Here is a 20,129-nt window from a genome sequence, read left to right as displayed (position 1 = left end):
AATTTATTGGTGGTAATGTGGCCGTATCTACAGTGCAACAACGTTATATTCAAAGTTTACCTAAATACCTTACTTTGTGTGAGTATAACTATCTACGCGCCTTAAAATTATTGCCTAAGCAGCATGAGGTAGGCTGTAGCCGAAAAGTACTGTTGGGCAGCAATCAGTTTCAGGTGACAATTGAATCAACCGCAAAATACACCATGGATATCGCGATTACTCAGCAGTCAGGGATGTTACAAGGTATAGCGCCTTTATTCTTAACAGTACGTTTATACCACGATGCGAAAGTTGCTGAAATTATTCACCATGATTACCATCAACGCATTAAGCCCTCTTATGCTTACCCAAATCCGAATATGCATCAAAAAGATGAAAAATATCAACTCAATGCTTTTTTACATGATTGGTTAACAGCGTGCCTTGAAAATGGTCGGGCCGAACTTAATTGGGATGTAAAAAATGGCTTGGTTTGATAAAGTTTTTGAGTTTGATAAATCATCATTACGATTAGCCCATATTACCGACTGTCATTTATTCGCTGAGCAAAAAGAGTGCTATTTTGGCGTTAATACGGCTGTTAATTTTAGCCGCTGCTTAGCTGATATAGCTAAAAAAAATGTTGATGCCATTATTTTTGGTGGCGACTTAACACAAGATCATAGTTTTAACTCTTACTTAGTGTTTGCAGAGCTTATTGCAAAGGCGAACTTAAATTGCCCGGTATTTTGGTTGCCAGGCAATCATGATGAAATTGATTATTTAAATAAAATAAGTCGTGGGCAAATTAAATGTGCTAAGCGGCTTAGGTCTCAGGGAGCGGAGCTATTACTTGTTAACTCTAAAAGTTCAACACCTGCCGGTTGGGTTAATCAAAAACATCTTGACGAAATTGCAAATACTTTGACGAGTTATAAACAACCAACCCTTGTTTTTTGTCACCATAACCCACTGCCAATTAGTGGCTATTTAGATAAGCATATGCTTGAAAATGGCCCGCAATTGCTTAATGTTTTGGTTAATGCTGGGCAAGTTAAAGCGTTGTTTCATGGTCATGTGCATCATCAGTATCAATTTGATTACCGTGGCTTAGCTGTTTACGCGACACCTGCCAGCTCTATACAGTTTACAAAAAATACAACTCAGTGGCAGCAATCTGACTTAGGGCCAAGTTATCGGCTTATTAATTTATTTGCACCATTAAATAGTACACAACTTGATATAACTACGGATGTGATATGGCTCGACGAGTAATTTACTTACATGGCTTCAATAGCAGTGAAAAGTCATATAAAGCTGTGCGCCTTAGTGAGTATATGGCAAACTATGATGTTGATTACTGTGTGCCGCGCTTAAGCCATGAACCCTTGCGAGCAATTTTACAAATTGAGCAATTACTCACACCTGATACAGTATTGGTTGGCAGCTCTTTAGGTGGTTTTTACGCTACTTATTTGTCACAACGGTATCAATTACGCTGTGTTGTTATTAATCCTGCTGTACAGCCTTATTTGCTATTGAGTTCGCTGCTCGGGTCGAACTATAATCCTTATCAGCAGTATACGTACGAATTAAACAATAATCATGTTAACGCATTAAAAGCGTTATCGATTGCGCATTTACCTCATCCTTCGCTATTGTATTTGTTACAGCAAACAGGGGATGAAGTGTTACCGTATCAGCGCGCAGTTAATTATTATTCACAATGTAAGCAACAGATAGAATTTGGTGGCGATCATAGTTTTATTGGCTTTGAACGCACCTTTGCAAGTATTGTAGACTTTCTTAAAATCACGTAAAACATAGCTAAGCACTTAAAAAGATAAAAATTATGAGTCAGCAAAATTATAACGCCGAAGCCATTGAAGTCCTAAATGGGCTTGAACCTGTTAAACGCCGCCCCGGTATGTACACCGATACCGTGCGCCCAAACCATTTAGGTCAAGAGGTGATCGATAACAGTGTCGATGAAGCTATGGCAGGTCATGCGACAAAAATTGATGTTATTTTGCATGAAGATAATTCGCTAGAAGTCAGTGATGATGGCCGTGGCATGCCGATTGACATTCACCCTGAAGAAGGTATTCCTGGGGTTGAGCTGATTTTTACTAAATTGCACGCAGGTGGTAAGTTTTCTAATAAAAGCTATCAATTCTCAGGTGGTTTGCATGGTGTGGGGATTTCTGTTGTAAATGCCTTATCTAATCGTGTTGAAGTAACTGTACGACGTGATGCACAGCAGTTTCGAATGGCTTTTGAACAGGGTGATAAAGTTGAAGATTTAAACGTTATTGGCAGTGTGGGTAAACGCAACACCGGAACCACAGTACGTTTTTGGCCTAATGTAAGCTATTTTGACTCGCCTAATTTTTCACTGACTAAATTGCATCATTTATTAAAAGCCAAAGCTGTTTTATGTCCGGGCTTGAGAATTAAATTTACCAATAAACAAACTAAAGAAACTAAAGAATGGTATTACGAAACTGGCCTTAAAGATTATCTAAATGAAGCTATAAAAGGCTTTGAAGTATTACCCAAAGACCCGTTTGTCGGTGAGTTTTCAAGTGCTATTGAAGGCGCTGATTGGGCGGTGGTCTGGCTGCCAGAAGGTGGCGAATCAATTGCAGAAAGCTACGTAAATTTAATTCCTACTGCGCAAGGCGGCACCCACGTAAATGGCCTACGCCAAGGCTTACTTGAAGCCATGCGCGAATTCTGTGAATTCAGAAATTTATTACCGCGTGGCGTAAAGCTTACCCCTGATGATATTTGGGAGCGTTGTAGCTATGTGTTGTCAGTTAAAATGCAAGATCCTCAATTTGCTGGGCAAACAAAAGAAAAGCTGTCTTCACGCTCATGCTCTGCGTTTGTCTCAGGTGTGGTAAAAGATTCGTTTAGTTTATGGTTAAACGAGCATACCGAAACTGCCGAGTTACTTTCTGAATTATGTATTTCAAATGCACAAAAGCGCCTTCGGGCGGCAAAAAAGGTGGTGCGTAAACGTGTGACATCAGGCCCCGCTCTGCCGGGTAAGTTGACCGATTGCAGCGCTGCAGATAACGACCGCACTGAACTGTTTTTAGTAGAAGGTGATTCAGCGGGTGGTTCAGCTAAACAGGCTCGCGACCGAGAGTTTCAAGCTATAATGCCACTGCGCGGTAAAATACTTAATACTTGGGAGGTTGAGTCAGGGCAAATATTGGCATCCCAAGAGGTGCATGATATTTCAGTTGCCTTAGGTATTGACCCTGAATCTAGCGATTTATCAGGACTGCGCTATAACAAAATTTGTATTTTGGCCGATGCGGATTCGGATGGACTGCATATTGCAACGTTGCTTTGCGCCTTGTTTGTGCGGCACTTTACCGCACTTATTAAGGAAGGGCATGTGTATGTTGCAATGCCGCCGTTATTTAGAATTGATATTGGTAAAGAAGTTTATTATGCGCTTGATGAAGACGAAAAAGACGGTATTTTAGCGCGCATTGAAGCTGAGAAAAAACGCGGAAAATTAAACGTTCAGCGCTTTAAAGGTTTGGGTGAAATGAACCCGTTACAATTACGTGAAACGACCATGGACCCTAATACTCGCCGTTTAGTGCAGCTCACACTTGAAGAAGAAGAGCAAACCATGGAAATGATGGATATGTTGCTAGCGAAAAAACGTTCGTCAGATCGTCGCCAGTGGCTTGAAGATCACGGTAATAAAGCGCAAGTTTAATTTAGACGTTATGGCTATGATTAGTTAGGTTGATATACATGTTTATTTTTAATACAGCTGTGTAAAATCAGTATAATGAGCAATAGCGTAAAAAGCAGCTTGTTGTTCATTACCATTTTAAATAAAGCCCACAATTATTTAAATTTGAGCCAAGTAGTGTACAACAAAATTTAAGATATTAGGATTAGGCGTCGTTTCTTTTTCGTAGTTAACACGCGCTGCCCGAAGAGCTCTTCTAAGAGGCGATTCACTCGCCTTTAAATGGAAGAAGTTTTAATCCTAAAAGGGTCATCAACCCCTACTAATAAGAGTAATAAAAATTTATAGAGCTCTTTAATAGAAATCCGGCAAAGCACCTTATGCTGCAAAGGAACATGGACTCAATAGGATAGAGACAGATGATTAAATTACTAAGCTCCTTTTTAATGCTGGGGTTGATAAGTACTCCAGTACTGGCTAAAGATATTTTAAGTAAATTAACAGTCAGTGATGGTTTTCAGGTCAGTTTATTTGCCAAAAATGTGGAAAATGCTCGGCAAATTGCGGTGTCTAAAAAAGGTATTGTGTATGTTGGCTCGCGTAAAGCCGGTAATGTTTATGCACTAATCGATCATAACAGTGACGGTGTTGCCGATAAAAAAATGGTGGTTGCCAGTGATTTAAACATGCCCTCAGGTATTGCCATAAAAGATGGCGACTTGTATGTTGCTGAGGTTGAACGTGTTATTCGCTTTAAAGATATAGATAAACATTTAAAAGCGCCAAAATTTGAAGTGGTTTATGATGCCTTACCAATTGAGCGCCACCATGGGTGGAAATTTATTCGTTTTTCGCCAACTGGCGAGTTAATTATTCCTGTTGGCGTGCCTTGTAATATTTGCGCTGAAGATGAACGTTTTGGTCGTATTTTTGCGCTTGATACCAATACCAAGCAGTTAAAGACGTTAGCAAAAGGTATTCGAAACTCTGTTGGCTTTGACTATCACCCAAGTACGCAAACGCTATGGTTTAGCGATAATGGTCGCGACATGATGGGTGATGACATGCCGCCGGATGAGCTAAACCGTTTAAGCCAGGAAGGCGAGCATTTTGGTTTTCCGTATGTACATGCTGGCGCAATTATTGACCCTGAGTTTGGTAAAGGCAAAAAAATAGCTGATTACAGTTCTCCGGCGTTAGCGCTTGGCGCGCATGTAGCGCCATTGGGTATCCATTTTTATCGTGGTAAACAGTTCCCAAGCAGTTACTCTGGGCAACTTTTTGTGGCTGAACATGGGTCGTGGAACCGCACTAAAAAAGCAGGATATAAAGTGGCTGTAGCCACAATTGAGCAAGGACGTGTGGTAAAATACACACCGTTTATAACGGGCTTTATGCAAAATGAAGAAACATTTGGTCGGCCAGTCGCTTTTGCTGAGATGGCTGATGGCAGTTTATTAGTCTCTGATGATTATGCCAATGTGATCTACCGTGTTAGCTATAAAAAAATTAGGTAGGCTTTAAATGAGTGATACAGATACCTTGCTAATGCAAGGAATTGAGCAACAAACAATGGGGCGTTTTACCGAAGACGCCTATTTGAACTATTCCATGTATGTGATCATGGACCGTGCATTACCCCATGTTGGTGATGGGCTTAAGCCCGTTCAGCGTCGTATTATTTATGCAATGAGCGAGCTGGGTTTATCGGCAGCGGCTAAGTATAAAAAATCAGCCCGTACCGTGGGTGATGTACTAGGTAAGTACCATCCACATGGTGACAGCGCTTGTTATGAAGCCATGGTATTAATGGCGCAACCATTCTCTTACCGTTATCCATTAGTTGATGGGCAAGGTAACTGGGGAGCTGCAGACGATCCTAAATCATTTGCTGCAATGCGTTACACTGAAGCGCGTTTATCTAAGTTTTCTGAAGTATTACTTAAAGAGCTTGGTCAGGGCACCGTTGATTGGACGCCAAACTTTGACGGCACGATGAATGAACCGCTAGTTTTACCTTCGCGGTTACCCCATATTTTACTCAATGGTGTGACAGGTATAGCGGTAGGTATGGCAACCGATATTCCACCACATAATGTGCGTGAAGTAGCCAGTGCTTGTTGCTTATTACTAGATAAGCCAAAAACAGAAATAGACGAGCTATTAGAGCTGGTACATGCACCTGATTACCCCACTGAAGCAGAAATAATTACTCCAAAAGCGGATATTCGTAAGATTTATCAAACCGGTCGTGGTTCGATAAAAATGCGTGCGATTTATACCGAAGAACAAGGTGATATTGTTATTACTGCGCTGCCACATCAATGTTCAGGCAGCAAAGTACTAGAACAAATTGCCGCGCAAATGAATGCTAAAAAATTACCAATGGTGGCTGATTTACGTGATGAGTCAGATCACGAAAACCCAACTCGAATAGTGATTATACCGCGTTCAAACCGTATTAAAGCTGAGCCACTTATGGCGCACTTATTTGCCACGACAGATCTTGAAAAAAACTACCGTGTTAATTTAAACATGTTAGGGCTAGATGGTCGCCCGCAAGTAAAAGACTTACGTAGCATTTTAGTTGAATGGCTCACTTTTCGTCGTGAAACCGTACGCCGTCGGCTGCAATACCGTTTAGATAAAGTCTTAGCGCGGTTACATATTTTAGAAGGTTTATTAGCCGCCTTTTTAAATATTGACGAAGTGATAGAGATCATTCGTACTGAAGATAAGCCAAAGCCAGTGCTAATAGAACGCTTTGCTATATCTGATCTACAAGCTGAGGCGATATTAGAGTTAAAACTTCGTCATTTAGCGAAGTTAGAAGAGTTTAAAATTCGTGGTGAGCAAGATGAACTGGCTAAAGAGCGTGATAAGTTAGAAAAAACGTTGGGTTCAGACCGTCGTATGTCGACATTACTGAAAAAAGAAATTCAAGAAGCCGCTGAACTTTATGGTGATGACCGTCGCTCTCCTGTGGTTGAACGTATAGAAGCCAAAGCTCTGAGTGAAAAGGATTTAATTCCATCAGAGTCTGTAACTGTGGTGCTTTCTGAGAAAGGCTGGGCACGTGTAGGTAAAGGTCATGATCTTGACGCACAAAGCTTAAGCTATAAATCGGGTGATGAATTTAAAGCCTCAGCTCGAGGAAAAAGTAATCAGCCTGCTGTGTTCTTAGACTCAGCAGGGCGCGCTTTTGCCACTGATGCGCATAGTTTACCATCGGCTCGAAGCCAAGGTGAGCCCATGACTGGGCGCTTTAATTTAACCTCTGGTGCTAACTTTGAGCATGTGGTGATGGCCGAAGATAATCAAGTATTGTTAATGGCCTCTGATGCCGGTTATGGCTTTATTACTGACTTTAAAGATTTAGTCAGTAAAAATAAAAATGGTAAAACACTGGTAAGTGTCCCTAAAGGCGGCGAGTTATTAACACCTATTAGAGTAAGTGATGTGGCAAGCGATTATTGCATGGCGATTTCTAACGAAGGGCGCATGTTACTGTTTCCACTACGTGATTTACCTAAATTGAGTAAAGGTAAAGGCAATAAGATTATCTCTATTCCTGGCGCTAAAGTGTTGGCTCGTGAAGAGTTTGTCAAAGTGCTTGCTGTAGTGCCACAAGGTAGCAGCGTTACTTTGCATGCAGGTAAGCGCAAACTAACCTTAAAACCAAGTGATTTAGAACACTATCATGGTGAACGTGGTCGCCGGGGTAATAAACTACCCCGTGGTTTACAACGAGTCGATGAAGCTGAGGTTGAGTTTACACTTGTTGATGATGAAATTGAGCAAAGCGATATTGAATAAATTTGCTTCGCAATAACGATGACTGACAACGAAACAGACCTGCATTTGCAGGTCTTTTTTATTTATATCAATTAAAAATAAAACTGCTAATTATCTGAAATATATTGGAAATGATATTTTAAGCGTACAAGTGTGCGCTTAACTCTCGTGATGCGCTTTAAATAACGCTATAATACGCACTGTGTTTGTTGAGGAGAATTTTGTTGTTAGCTTTTTTTCGTATTATAATCATGGCATTATTTATTATTTTAAGTTGTATAGTGGGACTTATACTATGCTTGGCCAAGCCTTTTCATAGTAATAATGTGCATATTGTTTCAGGTTGGTTTGGACAAATGGCACGCTTATTAGGGGTTAAACTTGAACTAAGTTATGCACAAGGATCTGAAAATAATGGGCCCGCTGTTTATGTGGCCAACCACCAAAACAACTATGATATTTTTACACTACCTGCCATGGTGCCTAAAAACTGCGTTAGCTTAGGTAAAAAAAGTCTAAAATGGATCCCATTTTTTGGTCAGCTATATTGGTTGTCGGGAAATATTTTGATTGACCGTAAAAATAGCTCCAAAGCGGCGGGAACAATTTCAAAATCAGCGAATAAAATTAAGCAAAAAGGTTTGTCGGTATGGATGTTTCCTGAAGGTACTCGCAGCTATGGTCGAGGATTATTACCTTTTAAAACAGGGGCTTTTCGTACAGCTTTAAATGCCAGTGTGCCTATTGTGCCTGTTTGTATGAGCACGACACATAAAACCATAAAGCTAAATCGCTGGGACAATGGTACAATTTACCTTGAAATGTTAGCGCCAATAAATTTAGATAAACAACAGAGTGCTCGCGAACATGCGACTCGCGTTCATCAGATAATGGCTGCTAAAATAACAGAATTAGATGCTCAAGTGAGAAACAAATAATGGAAAATTGGCGCGAAATTAGTGAAGACATTGTCACCTCATTGCTTGAAGATGGCTCAGATCCTGAAATACTTTATGAGGTTGAGCATCACTTTGTATGTGAAGACTTTGCTAAACTAGAGCAAGCAGCATTAGCTGCTTTTAAATTAGGTTATGATGTTGAAGAGCCCGCTGAGCTTGAATTAGAAGACGGTGAGAAAGTATGGAGCTTTGATATTGTAGTTGAAGCTGAGCTCAATGTTGAAGTTATAATGGAAGACGTTGATAAGCTTGAGGCTTTAGCAAAGCAATGTGATGTTGAATATGACGGCTGGGGCACTTACTTTCAAGAATAAGTGACCAATGGCTTGAAGGTAGAGTTAGCGAGTTAGACTGCGCAAATATTGACATATTTTGAGTGATTTCAATCTTCAAAACTCGCTAACTCGCGCTATTTTATAAATAGCCAATTTGATTTTAAGTAGTAACGAGGTCGTATTTGGGTTGATCGTTGATAATAAAAGTCATCATTTCAAAAAACCGTAAAACAATTTATGCTTATTACTTTACCCATTTCTGAACTTCAGCCAAGATAAAGATTAAAACTCGCGGTTTAGTGCGTGATAAATTTATTATTCAGTGATTAATATCTGAAGGGGCAGAGGTGCTGTTAATTGATTTTACTCAAAGAGATATTGCGGTACCTAGAAAGTATCAACCCACAACCCATCAAAAGTAGCTGCTCTAAAACCAACCCCTAAAGCATCGCAAAAAAGAAAACTAAAAAAGAGAGCAATGTTGAGCAAGAATTTGCAAAAGCCAGTGTTAACTTTGATCAGCACACACGTAAGTTACAGTCACTTTATAGCGATTTAACCTTGGGCTTAAAGATTAATGTGTCGTTACTCGATGATATTGCGAGGGATATAGTTGCATCGGTGTTTCGTAACCATAAGAGATATGATCTAATTACTGTGTTTGCTAAATACCTGGGCTATAAAGCACAAACAGTGCACGAGCTGGCTATGGGCGCATTATTACACGACTTATGCCAGCCTAAGCTACCGCTAGATATTTTTTATAACGTGAAATACAACCATTATATTACTGCAAAGGATGTGGATTTAAGTGAAGGTAACAATGAACTTAAAATCATTGCCAGCATTAAATCCCTTGATCACCAAATTAATTTGGCTCGTTTGTTGAAAGAGCACTTGCTGATTTAGTGGATGACTTATCACAGCGACGTTTAGCAGATTGCCTAGCTGATAATAATGCACCACTAAAGCAGCTTGCCATTAACACCAACCATAATATACTCCCTTTTTCTGAATGAAGCGCAGCAGAGCATAATAGTAATGCAATTAATGCGCTTAGTATCGCACCTAACCAGTAATGATTTACAGGGTTGTCGCATTGACCTGCTTGCGTACAGGCGCAGTAGTTTGCTTTACAAAAACAAAACACACTGGCACCACAAAAAATGAGTGCAGCTAAAATAAATCCAATAATAATCATAATAACTCTTGAAAAGCTGCGATAGCGTGAGTTTAAAATGAGTAACCATCACTGTCAATCTAAATGATAATTAATTGCAATTTGATTTTTGCTTTTGCTTGTCGGATGAGTTTTAAAAAACTGTTACCTAGCTGTTAAAAAATGGGTTTTTTACGGTTTTTTAACTAAAGTTTACAGTTTTTTGATTTGTTTTAAGGTACTGTACGAAAGTTTTTAATTATCAAAATAACACACAACCAAATTAAATTTGGATAAGGAAACAACAGATGAAACTCACTAAAACACTTATTGCAGCATCACTTGCTGTTATGTCGGCTGATAGCTTTGCTGCCGCTTTCCAACTTGCAGAGCATAGTGCATCAGGTTTAGGCCGTGCTTATGCTGGTGAAGCAGCTGTAGCTGATGATGCGTCAGTTATTGCACGTAATCCTGCGCTTATGTCGTTATTCAAAGACAAGCAAATTTCTGTAGCGGGTATTGCTGTAATTCCAGATGTGAGTCTTGAAGGCGAAAGTGCGGCTTATGGTTTAGATGAAAGTGTACTTGATGATGATAGCATTGCGCCAAGTGCCTTTATTCCTGCAGGTTACTTCACTATGCCAGTGAATGAAAAAGTATCATTTGGTTTTGGTGCATTTTCTAACTTTGGCCTTGCCACTGAGTTTAACGATGATTACGCAGCTGGCCAAATTGCTGGTGAAACTGAAATTGTTACTGTAAACATGAACGCAAGTGTTGCTTATAAAGTATCTGAGCAGTTCAGTTTTGGTATTGGTTTAAATGCAATTTATGCAGAAGCGAAGATTATTCGTAAGTTTGGCGTAGTACCTCCTGTAAACCCTGCTATTGCATCTATTCCTGCAAGTGCTGATGCTGTTCACCTTGAAGGTGATGACATGGGTTACGGCTTAAACGTTGGTTTAATGTACCAATTAGATGAAAATAGCCGCTTTGGTTTTAATTACCGTACAGAAACAGATATTACTTTTGAAGGTGAGTACTCGAATGAACTACCTTCATTTATTCCTGGTGGGTTAAACGGTCAAGTTGAATTACCTGGCTCAGTTGAAATTACACTACCAGCAATTGCTGAGTTCTCAGGTTCTCACCAGTTAGATGAAAAGCTAGGCGTTCACTACAGCGTATTATGGACAGGTTGGAGCAGCTTTGACTCATTAGAAGCACAAGTTACTGCACCTACAGGTGGCAAGTTCAGTGCGTTTGAAAAAACAGAAGATTTCTCTGATGCAATGCGTTACTCAATCGGTACTGATTACCAGTACAGTGAAAATTTAATGCTTCGTGCTGGTTTTGCGTTTGATGAATCACCAGTATCACAACAGCATTTATCAATTTCTATCCCTGATACAGACCGTTTTTGGTTCTCGTTTGGTGGTAACTATGCGATTGATCAAAACTCAAACGTTGATTTAGGTGTGAGCGTATTACGTGGTAAAACACAAAACTTTACTGAAAAAGTAGAAAGTGAAACGCTACCACAGCAATGGTCTTTTGAATCAAAAGGTCATGCAGTATTATTAGGTGCTCAGTACAACTACACATTCTAATTCTGCCTAGAGCCTAGAGCCTAGAGCCTAGAGCCTAGAGCCTAGACACAAAAAAGCCGCTTACAGCAAAATGAAGTAAGCGGCTTTTTTTTATACTTATAAATTAACTGTTTACGAATGGCGTAAGCCATCCGTAACAGCTTAATTATAAGCTTTCTATTTTAACTTTTTGCTCTAATAGTTTAGCTTTGGCATCGCTAAACTCAGCAAGTTTATCATTCTCTTTAGCGAGTACGGCTTCAGGTGCATTGTTAACAAACTTTTCGTTAGCAAGTTTGTTTTGTACTTGTGCCAGGCCTTTCTCTGCCTTTTCAAGTTGTTTAGCTATACGAGCAAGCTCAGCTTCAACATCAATAAGGCCTGCCATTGGGATCATGATCTCAAGGTTGCCAACGTATGACGTTGCACAAGCAGGAGCGTCGTCTTTATTATCAAGCAAAGTAAATTCTTCAATTTTAGCAAGTGAGGCTAAGAATGCTTCGTTTTCTTTAATACGACGCACGTCATCGCTTGATGCGTTAGCTAACAAGACTGATAAAGGTTTGCTTGGGCTGATATCCATTTCACCACGAATATTACGAATCGCGATAATAAACTGTTTAACCCACTCTAAATCGTCCATCGCTTTTGCGTCAACGCTTGCTGCATTATAAACAGGGAATGCTTGTACCATGATACTGGTATTTGCAGTTTCAATGCCTGCAAGTGGCGCAACGCGCTGCCAAATCGTTTCAGTGATGTATGGCATCATTGGGTGCATCAAACGCAGTAAGCTCTCAAGTACAGTTATTAGCGTATGACGTGTACCACGTTGCTGTGCTTCATTGCCTTTGAATAAAATAGGCTTAGTTAGCTCTAAGTACCAATCGCAGAACTGGTTCCAAGTAAATTCATAAAGCGTGTTAGCTGCTAAATCAAAACGGTAGTTATCTAAGTGCTCAGTGTAGGTTTTAACTGTTGACTCAAATTGCCCTAAAACCCAACGATCAGCAAGTGAGTACTGTTTTTCGGCTTCGTTAAAGCCGCAGTCTTGTTCTTCAGTATTCATAAGTACGTAACGGCTGGCGTTCCATAACTTATTACAGAAGTTACGGTAACCTTCAAGGCGATTCATATCCCAGTTGATGTCACGACCGGTTGACGCCATTGCTGCTAAAGTAAAACGTAATGCATCAGTACCGTGGGCTTCAATGCCATTATCAAACGTTTTACGGGTGTCTTTTTCAATTTTTTTAGCGACCTTTGCTTGCATTAAGTTACTGGTACGCTTGGTTACTAAGCTTTCAAGGCCGATACCGTCAATCATATCGATAGGGTCGAGTACATTACCTTTTGATTTAGACATTTTATCGCCATTTTCATCGCGAATAAGCCCCGTTACATAGACGGTTTTAAACGGTACTTGTGGCTTGCCGTCATCATCTTTAATGAAGTGCATGGTCATCATGATCATACGCGCCACCCAGAAGAATATAATATCAAAACCTGTTACCAACACGTCAGATGGATGGAAGGTTTTTAAGTCTTCAGTATTGGCTGGCCAACCTTGGGTTGAGAAGGTCCAAAGTGCAGATGAGAACCAAGTGTCAAGTACGTCTTCGTCTTGGCTAAGTGCAACATCGTCGGCGATATTATTTTCACGGCGTACTTCGGCCTCATCACGGCCAACAAATACATTGCCTTCGTTGTCATACCAAGCTGGAATACGATGCCCCCACCAAAGCTGACGCGAAATACACCAATCTTGTACGTCGTTCATCCATGAAAAGTACATGTTTTCGTATTGCTGTGGCACAAATTGAATATCGCCATTTTTAACAGCGTCTTTTGCAGGCTCGGCCAGCGGTGCAACACGTACATACCATTGATCAGTTAGTAGTGGTTCAATGACTACGCCAGAACGATCGCCGTAAGGAACGGTTAGGCCGTGATCTTCAATTTTTTCAAGTAGGTCAAGCTCTTCAAATTCAGCCACAATCGCTTTACGCGCAGCAAAACGGTCAAGGTTATGCAGGCGCTCAGGTATTGGCGCATCAAATTTAAGCTCTTTACCATCAAAGGTGAAGGTTTCACCTTGACTTAATATGGCCGCATCTTTATTAAAGATGTTGATCATCGGCATTTGATGACGTTTACCTACTTCGTTATCGTTAAAATCATGTGCAGGTGTGATTTTTACGCAACCTGTGCCTTTGTCTTTATCGGCATGTTCATCAGCGACAATTTTAATACGGCGATTAACAATCGGCAGTAAAATATCTTTACCAATTAAGTCTTCATAGCGTTCATCATCTGGATTTACTGCAACACCTGAATCACCTAGCATAGTTTCTGGGCGGGTGGTGGCTACAACAATATAGTCTTTACCATCTTGCGTTTTAACACCATCAGCTAACGGGTAACGTAAGTGCCACATATGGCCTTGTCTGTCTTTGTTTTCAACTTCAAGGTCTGAAATTGCAGTGTGTAGTTTTGGATCCCAGTTTACGAGGCGTTTGCCACGGTAGATTAAGTTTTCTTTGTGAAGGCGAACAAATACTTCTTTAACGGCGTCAGATAAACCATCGTCCATGGTAAAGCGTTCACGCTCCCAATCAACCGACGCACCAAGGCGACGAAGTTGTTTAGTAATAGTTCCGCCAGAGTGGTTTTTCCAGTCCCAAATCTTATCGATGAAGGCATCACGGCCCAAGTCATGGCGTGTTTTACCTTCTTCGGCAGCCAGTTTGCGCTCAACCAACATTTGCGTAGCAATACCCGCATGATCAGTACCTACTTGCCATAATGTGTTGTTGCCTTGCATACGTTTAAAACGCGTTAAGGTATCCATAATGGTATCTTGGAAGGCGTGGCCCATGTGTAAGCTACCGGTGACATTTGGCGGTGGAATCATAATTGAATATGCGTCGCCTTTGCCTGAAGGTTTAAAGTAGCCTTTTTCTTCCCAGTCTTGATAAAGCGATTGTTCGATATCTTGCGGATTGTAGGTTTTATCCATTACACAGAACCTTAAATAAATACTTAAATGAATTAGTGAGCTATTTCCCTTTGGGTATTTTAGCTATTAATATCTTTGGTGGTGATATTGGCACCTAGTTGGCGCAGCTTTTTAAAACGCTCACGGGCGGCTTGCTTAGCTGTGGCTTCAACGGGCACAAAATCAAAAACTTGGTTAAACCGACGAATAAAATCCGGAAGGTGTGCGGCCAAATTTATTAAAACTTTACGATTGCCAACCGGTGGGGTGGTGCCTATTTCAACGGGCGCACCACCTTTTGGGCCTTCACCTTGTAGGTTGTGAGGCACAAAACTGTCGGGGTTGAATGACCAAATCGTTTCATCAATAGCATGAGCAATATCGGTGTTATCAACAAAAATAAAAACACGCTGACCCTGGCGATACTGTTCACTTGCAATTTGTGTAGCTAAGCGAACGTGGTCATCAGCTTTTGCTAGCGACTTATCTTGTTGCTTAAGAACAAAAAATTGGGCGTTGATGCTCATTGTATTGGGGCTTCCCATTGCATTGAATATGAAACTAATTAGTACTCATAAATTAGAGCAGCGATTTTGCCACAGAACGGGGTGTGCTTCAATTAATACGCTCATTAAAGCGCTAATAATAAAGGCGCCAAGAGGCGCCAAGAGGCGCCTTTATTCAGGTTCTTAGCCGTTAGTCTTGGCTTGTTTCGCTTATTCCAGCCCGATTAAGTAGGTACTGGGTTAACATTGGAACCGGCCGGCCAGTTGCGCCTTTATTTTTACCACTGCGCCATGCTGTGCCTGCAATATCTAAATGCGCCCAGTTGTATTTTTTAGTGAACTTAGACAAGAAACACGCAGCGGTAATCGTCCCTGCAGAACGACCTCCTAAATTGGTGAAGTCTGCAAATGGGCTTTCAAGTTGATCCTGATAATCATCCCAAAGTGGTAATTGCCAAGCGCGATCACCACTTTGCTCAGACGCTTTTAATAAGTCGTGGGCAAGTGGATTATGGTTTGACAACAGGCCAGTTGCATGAGCACCTAAAGCAACAATACAAGCACCGGTTAAGGTAGCAACATCAACCACAGTTTCAGGCTCAAAACGCTCAACATAGGTTAGCGCATCACATAATACTAAACGGCCTTCGGCGTCGGTATTGAGCACTTCAACGGTTTGTCCTGACATGGTGGTTAAAATATCACCCGGACGATATGCATTTGAACTTGGCATATTTTCACAGCCTGCTAAAACACCAATAACGTTGATAGGTAATTGCATTTGCACTAGCGCACGCATTGCACCAATAACGCCAGCCGCACCGCCCATGTCGTATTTCATTTCGTCCATGGCTTCGCCAGGTTTTAAAGAAATCCCACCAGAGTCGAAGGTTAAGCCTTTACCAACCAGCACTATAGGGGCTTGATCTTTCGTAGCACCTTGGTAATTAATAACTGACATAACTGATTCGTTATCGCTACCACGGCCCACAGCTAAGTATGAATTCATACCTAACTCAGCCATTTTTTCTTCACCAATTAGGTCAACTGTTACGTTGGCAAATTGAGTGGCAAGTTCTTGTGCTTGTTCACCTAGAAAAACTGGATTACAGATATTTGGTGGCATGTTCGCCACGTCTTTGCATAATTTGCTACCGGCAGCAATTGCAAGACCATGCTCAACAGCACTTTCACCAATGGTAAGTTCACGGCGTGTAGGTACATTAAACACAATTTTACGAAGCGGACGACGCGGATCGCTCTTTTTACTTTTTAATTGATTAAAGGTGTATAAGCAGTCTTGTGTTGTTTCAACAGCTTGGCGTACTTTCCAGTAGGTGTCGCGGCTTTTAACATGTTGCTCGGTTAAAAAGCATACCGCTTCCATTGACCCTGTTTCATTAAGGGTATCAATGGTTTTTGAGATAATTTGCTTATATTGCTTGTCGTCTAGTTCACGCTCTTTACCACAACCAACTAATAGTACGCGTTCGCTCAGTACGTTAGGTACATGATGCAATAGTAATACCTGCCCTGGTTTACCTTCTAGGTCGCCACGGCGTAATAAATTTGAGATATAACCATCGCTAATCTTATCTAGTTGTTCACCAATGGGGGATAAACGACGTGGCTCATAAACGCCAACTACAATACATGCGCTACGTTGCTTTTCGGGACTACCACTTTTTACGCTAAATTCCATTGTCACTCCTGATTTTGAGTCATATAACCTATTTAATAGGGGTAAGAAATTCGACTTTCGAAGCCTTTCTTACATTTTAGTTTATTAACTCTAATATTAGCCTATAAAGACAGGCTTATTATGTCTTTTTGAACTTTATACTTTTGTAGCCATCAATACCACTAAAGCAACATTATATCCTGCTGCTAGGTATGATATTTAATGTCGATGACATATAATAAAACGACTAAAACGTTAAGTTTACTTAAAATTTCCTACAATTGCAGTAAAACACTATGTTTAACAGGGGCGAGCATTGCTAATTTTCCGTTATTTGACCACTGAAGTATTAAAATCGCAGGTCGCCGTATTTATTACTTTGATGACTATTTTTGTGTCACAGAAGTTTGTTGTTATTTTAAGTGACGCCTCCGATGGCGGTGTTCCTGCCCAGTTAGTGTTGTCGATGATCGCACTAAAACTGCCGCAGTTAGCTTCTTTAATTTTACCTTTGAGTATATTTTTAGGGATCATCCTTGCCTACAGCCGCATTTATGCTGACAGTGAAATGACGGTTCTTAAAGCGTGTGGGGTGAGCGAATGGTATGTTGTACGTGTGACGTTAATATCCAGTGTTGTCTTGGCTATTTTTGCCGGTGTATTGACCCTATATGTTGCACCTTGGGCTAGCGAGCAAGAGTACCAGCTAAAAGAAAAAGCTAAAGCTGATGCTGGGCTATCTGCACTTAGAGCGGGGCGGTTTCAGCAAACAGGTAACGAAAAAGCCGTGGTGTTTATTCATAATATTGAAAATGGCGGAAAAGAATTACATAAAGTATTTGTAGCACAACTTCCTGATAGCGAAAAAGATAACCTTGCGCGTTTAGTTTATGCAGAGCGCGGTGTGATGGTTGAACAAGAAAGTGGCGAGCAACAACTTATTTTAAGTGATGGCAAGCGGTATGAAACTGACGGCTTAACGCCCAAACTTAACTTAACTGAGTTCGACGGCTACAGTGTGCAAATTCAAGACAAAGAAATAGAGCACCAACGGCGAAAGCTTGAAGCTGTGCCAACAGCTGATTTATTCTCGATGAAAACCCCAGAAGCAATTGCCCAGTGGCAGTGGCGCATTGCTATTCCGTTATCTATTCCATTACTGACATTATTAGCCGTGCCACTAAGTGTGGTTAATCCACGTCAAGGTAAGTTTGCTAAACTAGTGCCTGCGATTAGCTTGTATTTAGGGTACTTTATTTTATTAAATACAGCTAAATTTGCGGTTGAAGGCGGAAAAATCCCGCCTTCCATAGGGTTATGGTGGATTCATTTAAGTGCATTATTTATTGGTGGTTTATTGATTATTAAAGGCCGACCTTTAGGCGTTTGGCTAAAAGCGGTGATCACAAAGCGGGAGTTAAGCGCATGATGAAAACGCTTGATTGGTATTTAGGCCGCAGCATAATTCAAACCACGGGTTTTGCATTAATGGTATTGGTTGGCATAAGTACCCTTATTAAATTTATAGAGCAGTTAAACTCTGTCGGCCGAGGGAGTTATGATATTACCACTGCTTTGCTGTACACCGTATACAGTATGCCGGGCGATTTAGTGGTGTTTTTCCCGATGGCCGCATTAATTGGTGGCTTAACAGGGCTCGGCGCATTGGCTTCTAATAGTGAACTGGTAGTGATGCAGGCGGCGGGTATGTCACGCTTGCAAATTATTATTTCAGTAATGAAAACCGCAATATTTATGGCTATTTGTATGATGGCGCTTGGCGAGTGGGGAGCACCAGAGGCGCAACTCAAAGCCAAGGAGATGCGTAATCACGCGATACACGGTAGTGATGTATTTAATGCTCAACAAGGCGTATGGGCTAAAGATGGCAATAACTTCATAAATATAGAAGATGTAGATCAAAGTGGTAACCTACATGGTGTACATTTATATCATTTTGATAAATCATTGCAACTCACACAAATTACTAAAGCCAATGAAGCGATTCATCAAGATAGGGGCTGGCAACTACGCGACGTTAATAAGGTGATTATTAACGAGCAAGAAATTACCACTGAGCAACAAAAAGAATTATTTTACCCATCACAATTAACCGCCGAAAAGCTCGGTGTAGTGTCGGTTAAGCCAGAGTCACTGTCGTTCACTGGACTTTGGTCATACCTTGGTTATTTAAAGCAAAATGAACAAAATACCAGTACCTATGAACTCGCATTATGGCGAAAAATAATGCAGCCTGTGTCAATTGCGGTAATGTTATTAGTGGCTCTGTCGTTTATATTTGGGCCACTTAGAACCGTGACTATGGGCGCACGTATTGTGATGGGGGTCGTGACAGGAATTGCTTTTCATTTAACCAATGAAATATTTGGCCCTGTGGTTATGGTGTATCAAATACCGGCCATTATTGGTGCTGTATTACCAAGTCTGATTTTTATTGGCTTTGCGACGTACTTACTGAACAAGCGTATTTAAGTATTAGCGCGAGGTAATTGTCGGGATTCGTTGATTAACCCGGTGATGATTTAATCCGCGCGCAATTTACGCTACTTGTTGTTAAAAGTGCTTAATTAATTAAGTGATTGATAAATGCGTTTGTTTTCTTCTTTGCTTAAGGCAACGACTTCCGTTTTAGCAATGTAATCTTGTAGTGCCTGTTTATTCTTTAAATCTACTAATACAAGTAAGTTACCTAAACCAAGTAAAGAGCCAAGCGAGCGAATAACCGCTTGTGGCCAGCTTATTAAATTACCTTCAAGGGTTTGTACTTTTAAGCGCCATGCTCTCATACCAATAGTTTGGCCACTTTTAGTCCAAAAATAAGCAAAAAACAACACGCTAACAACCACTAGTAGAGCGCTGCGAACACCGTACAATATTGGTGAGTTTTGAATTAGTGCAGAGACATCTTCAGCGCCATTTAAACTCATTAAATCGGCAGAAATAAAACCTTGTATAGCCACCAAAAAAAGCACCGTAGTTAACATTGCAAAGGCAATAACCACTAAAAAATCGTAAACTAAAGATGCAAAACGGCGCCAAAAACCAGCCCGTGGAAATTCATCAGACATAAACAAACTCACAAAGTTAATATGCGTGCTAGTTTAGCAAATAAGGTAACAAATGCTAGCTCTGGTAAGTGACGCCATATCAGAGAATGTTAATCGTTGCTTAATTGTTAAGCGGTTGAGAGTGATTTAGTAAAAAACGCTTGCTGGTGACCTCATTGTTTGTATAATACTTTTCATAGAGACAAAAGCATAAATAAGCGTTTGCTCTAAAGTGGTTTTTCTTTATCTTCTCGTGTTAGAAGGTTAAAGAAAAATGATGCCAGCGTGATGAAATTGGTATACATGGGGGATTCAAAATCCCCTGCCGAAAGGCGTGCCGGTTCGAGTCCGGCCGCTGGTACCACTTCTTATAACCTCAGCTAGTTTTAGCTGAGGTTT

Annotated in this window: 17 protein-coding genes and 1 tRNA gene; 13 read left to right on the top strand and 5 right to left on the bottom strand. The window is 40.7% G+C overall.

Annotated elements, in window-relative coordinates:
* The first annotated feature begins 17 nt into the window (after window positions 1–17).
* The 9 genes from ACT3RM_RS04500 to ACT3RM_RS04460 all read left to right on the top strand — a co-directional run bounded on the left by ACT3RM_RS04500 (window position 18) and on the right by ACT3RM_RS04460 (window position 9,638).
* Complete coding sequence (locus ACT3RM_RS04500) at window positions 18–476, top strand: DUF1249 domain-containing protein (protein WP_441833850.1); 459 nt, start codon at window positions 18–20, stop codon at window positions 474–476.
* Window positions 463–1,254 carry a metallophosphoesterase gene (locus ACT3RM_RS04495; RefSeq protein WP_441993170.1) on the top strand — a complete coding sequence of 264 codons (792 nt, stop codon included), beginning with the start codon at window positions 463–465 and terminating at the stop codon, window positions 1,252–1,254. Before ACT3RM_RS04500 ends, ACT3RM_RS04495 begins: the two co-directional genes overlap by 14 nt.
* Window positions 1,239–1,799: a YqiA/YcfP family alpha/beta fold hydrolase gene (locus ACT3RM_RS04490; RefSeq protein ID WP_441994568.1), complete on the top strand. Its 561-nt coding sequence runs from the start codon at window positions 1,239–1,241 to the stop codon at window positions 1,797–1,799. Before ACT3RM_RS04495 ends, ACT3RM_RS04490 begins: the two co-directional genes overlap by 16 nt.
* Before the next feature lie 32 nt (window positions 1,800–1,831).
* Window positions 1,832–3,721: a DNA topoisomerase IV subunit B gene (gene parE / locus ACT3RM_RS04485; protein WP_441993050.1), complete on the top strand. Its 1,890-nt coding sequence runs from the start codon at window positions 1,832–1,834 to the stop codon at window positions 3,719–3,721.
* A 398-nt stretch (window positions 3,722–4,119) separates the two neighbouring features.
* Window positions 4,120–5,217, top strand: coding sequence for a PQQ-dependent sugar dehydrogenase (locus tag ACT3RM_RS04480; protein WP_441993051.1), 1,098 nt, complete (start codon window positions 4,120–4,122; stop codon window positions 5,215–5,217).
* Window positions 5,218–5,224: 7 nt separating this feature from the next.
* Window positions 5,225–7,516 carry a DNA topoisomerase IV subunit A gene (parC, locus tag ACT3RM_RS04475; RefSeq protein ID WP_441833855.1) on the top strand — a complete coding sequence of 764 codons (2,292 nt, stop codon included), beginning with the start codon at window positions 5,225–5,227 and terminating at the stop codon, window positions 7,514–7,516.
* A gap of 203 nt (window positions 7,517–7,719) precedes the next feature.
* Window positions 7,720–8,433 (top strand): 1-acylglycerol-3-phosphate O-acyltransferase, encoded by a 714-nt coding sequence (locus ACT3RM_RS04470; protein ID WP_441833856.1) that lies wholly within the window; start codon window positions 7,720–7,722, stop codon window positions 8,431–8,433.
* Window positions 8,433–8,768 carry a ribonuclease E inhibitor RraB gene (gene rraB, locus ACT3RM_RS04465; protein ID WP_441833857.1) on the top strand — a complete coding sequence of 112 codons (336 nt, stop codon included), beginning with the start codon at window positions 8,433–8,435 and terminating at the stop codon, window positions 8,766–8,768. The genes ACT3RM_RS04470 and rraB overlap by 1 nt, the downstream gene beginning before the upstream one ends.
* A 540-nt stretch (window positions 8,769–9,308) precedes the next feature.
* Entirely contained in the window at window positions 9,309–9,638 is a 330-nt protein-coding gene (locus ACT3RM_RS04460; RefSeq protein ID WP_441833858.1) for a hypothetical protein, read from the top strand.
* Here ACT3RM_RS04460 and ACT3RM_RS04455 read toward each other — a convergent pair.
* A complete protein-coding gene (locus ACT3RM_RS04455; protein WP_441833859.1) occupies window positions 9,598–9,927 on the bottom strand; it encodes a hypothetical protein in 330 nt (109 codons plus the stop codon). The genes ACT3RM_RS04460 and ACT3RM_RS04455 overlap by 41 nt on opposite strands.
* 269 nt (window positions 9,928–10,196) lie before the next feature.
* Between ACT3RM_RS04455 and ACT3RM_RS04450 the strand changes: the two genes are divergently transcribed.
* Window positions 10,197–11,498, top strand: a complete 1,302-nt coding sequence (locus ACT3RM_RS04450) for an outer membrane protein transport protein (protein ID WP_441993052.1) — start codon at window positions 10,197–10,199, stop codon at window positions 11,496–11,498.
* 145 nt (window positions 11,499–11,643) lie between these two features.
* Here the strand turns inward: ACT3RM_RS04450 and ACT3RM_RS04445 are convergent, their stop codons facing one another.
* The 3 genes from ACT3RM_RS04445 to pepA all read right to left on the bottom strand — a co-directional run bounded on the left by ACT3RM_RS04445 (window position 11,644) and on the right by pepA (window position 16,683).
* Window positions 11,644–14,496 (bottom strand): valine--tRNA ligase, encoded by a 2,853-nt coding sequence (locus ACT3RM_RS04445; RefSeq protein WP_441994567.1) that lies wholly within the window; start codon window positions 14,494–14,496, stop codon window positions 11,644–11,646.
* Between the two features lie 59 nt (window positions 14,497–14,555).
* On the bottom strand, window positions 14,556–15,002 hold the full coding sequence (locus tag ACT3RM_RS04440; RefSeq protein WP_441835991.1) for a DNA polymerase III subunit chi: 447 nt from the start codon (window positions 15,000–15,002) through the stop codon (window positions 14,556–14,558).
* Window positions 15,003–15,171: 169 nt separating this feature from the next.
* Window positions 15,172–16,683 (bottom strand): leucyl aminopeptidase, encoded by a 1,512-nt coding sequence (gene pepA, locus ACT3RM_RS04435; RefSeq protein WP_441835992.1) that lies wholly within the window; start codon window positions 16,681–16,683, stop codon window positions 15,172–15,174.
* 295 nt (window positions 16,684–16,978) lie between these two features.
* Between pepA and lptF the strand changes: the two genes are divergently transcribed.
* Both lptF and lptG read left to right on the top strand, forming a co-directional pair.
* Window positions 16,979–18,091, top strand: coding sequence for an LPS export ABC transporter permease LptF (gene lptF, locus ACT3RM_RS04430; protein WP_441835993.1), 1,113 nt, complete (start codon window positions 16,979–16,981; stop codon window positions 18,089–18,091).
* On the top strand, window positions 18,088–19,155 hold the full coding sequence (lptG, locus tag ACT3RM_RS04425) for an LPS export ABC transporter permease LptG (protein ID WP_441835994.1): 1,068 nt from the start codon (window positions 18,088–18,090) through the stop codon (window positions 19,153–19,155). Before lptF ends, lptG begins: the two co-directional genes overlap by 4 nt.
* Before the next feature lie 95 nt (window positions 19,156–19,250).
* On the opposite strand, the gene ACT3RM_RS04420 is transcribed toward lptG, so the two are convergent.
* Window positions 19,251–19,751, bottom strand: a complete 501-nt coding sequence (locus ACT3RM_RS04420) for an RDD family protein (RefSeq protein ID WP_441835995.1) — start codon at window positions 19,749–19,751, stop codon at window positions 19,251–19,253.
* Between the two features lie 258 nt (window positions 19,752–20,009).
* On the opposite strand from ACT3RM_RS04420, the gene ACT3RM_RS04415 reads away from it, so the two are divergent.
* A tRNA-Leu gene (locus tag ACT3RM_RS04415) sits at window positions 20,010–20,094 on the top strand.
* The last annotated feature ends 35 nt before the right edge of the window (window positions 20,095–20,129 follow it).

The organism is Pseudoalteromonas sp. AOP7-A1-14, assembly GCF_052376275.1.
Taxonomy (GTDB): Bacteria; Pseudomonadota; Gammaproteobacteria; order Enterobacterales; family Alteromonadaceae; genus Pseudoalteromonas.
Note: the sequence above shows the minus strand (reverse complement) of the source record. Positions and strands in the feature narration are given on the sequence as shown.

Excerpts from the sequence above, each read along its gene's own strand:
- ACT3RM_RS04495 (WP_441993170.1), top strand. The coding sequence starts at position 463 with ATGGCTTGGTTTGATAAAGTTTTTGAGTTTGATAAATCATCATTACGA.
- ACT3RM_RS04490 (WP_441994568.1), top strand. The coding sequence starts at position 1,239 with ATGGCTCGACGAGTAATTTACTTACATGGCTTCAATAGCAGTGAAAAG.
- parE (WP_441993050.1), top strand. The coding sequence starts at position 1,832 with ATGAGTCAGCAAAATTATAACGCCGAAGCCATTGAAGTCCTAAATGGG.
- ACT3RM_RS04480 (WP_441993051.1), top strand. The coding sequence starts at position 4,120 with ATGATTAAATTACTAAGCTCCTTTTTAATGCTGGGGTTGATAAGTACT.
- parC (WP_441833855.1), top strand. The coding sequence starts at position 5,225 with ATGAGTGATACAGATACCTTGCTAATGCAAGGAATTGAGCAACAAACA.
- rraB (WP_441833857.1), top strand. The coding sequence starts at position 8,433 with ATGGAAAATTGGCGCGAAATTAGTGAAGACATTGTCACCTCATTGCTT.
- ACT3RM_RS04450 (WP_441993052.1), top strand. The coding sequence starts at position 10,197 with ATGAAACTCACTAAAACACTTATTGCAGCATCACTTGCTGTTATGTCG.
- ACT3RM_RS04445 (WP_441994567.1), bottom strand. The coding sequence starts at position 14,496 with ATGGATAAAACCTACAATCCGCAAGATATCGAACAATCGCTTTATCAA.
- ACT3RM_RS04440 (WP_441835991.1), bottom strand. The coding sequence starts at position 15,002 with ATGAGCATCAACGCCCAATTTTTTGTTCTTAAGCAACAAGATAAGTCG.
- pepA (WP_441835992.1), bottom strand. The coding sequence starts at position 16,683 with ATGGAATTTAGCGTAAAAAGTGGTAGTCCCGAAAAGCAACGTAGCGCA.
- lptG (WP_441835994.1), top strand. The coding sequence starts at position 18,088 with ATGATGAAAACGCTTGATTGGTATTTAGGCCGCAGCATAATTCAAACC.
- ACT3RM_RS04420 (WP_441835995.1), bottom strand. The coding sequence starts at position 19,751 with ATGTCTGATGAATTTCCACGGGCTGGTTTTTGGCGCCGTTTTGCATCT.